General features: G+C 31.9%; 1 protein-coding gene. It reads left to right on the top strand.

Going from position 1 to position 524, the window contains the following annotated elements:
• Positions 1 to 70 precede the first annotated feature (70 nt).
• Positions 71 to 524 (top strand): GntR family transcriptional regulator (locus tag AC1DTM_RS31265; RefSeq protein ID WP_477001797.1); only part of this gene is annotated, 454 nt, incomplete at its 3' end.

The raw sequence follows: 524 nt of genomic DNA, 5'->3' as shown, positions 1-524 counted from the left end.
GAAAAAAATATAGTTGATTGTCAGAATGTTTTTCGCTTTAATTAAATTAAAAAGAAAAACAGGTGATTCTATGAAGATAGTACTACGTAAAGAATCCAACATACCATATTACCAACAAATATATATGCAAATTGTTGAGAGGATTCAAAGCGGGATGCTTACACATGGCGATTACCTCCCTTCTTTACGTTCTATGGCCGATGATTTACAAATTAGCTTATTAACAGTTCGTAAGGCATATAAAAAGTTAGAAACAAAAGATTATATACGGATCGAGCAAGGAAAAGGTGCCTATATACATAAACGAATAAGAAAAGATTTCAAACCAATTCCGTATCAATGGCAACAAACGAAATCTATTAATGTTATGCGTTCTCAATATGTAATGAACCAACACCGTAAATATTTCGATTTTTCACAAGCGATCCTGTATCCACGTTTATTACCAAATCCATTTCTTTCAGATGAAATGCTCAAATTACTTAATAAAGATCAAATGATTTTAGCAACTTACGGACCTGTTC

Source organism: Bacillus sp. P4_D3 (genome assembly GCF_056401855.1).
The sequence above is the reverse complement of the archived record's forward strand: the minus strand, read 5'-3'. Positions and strand labels throughout refer to the sequence as shown.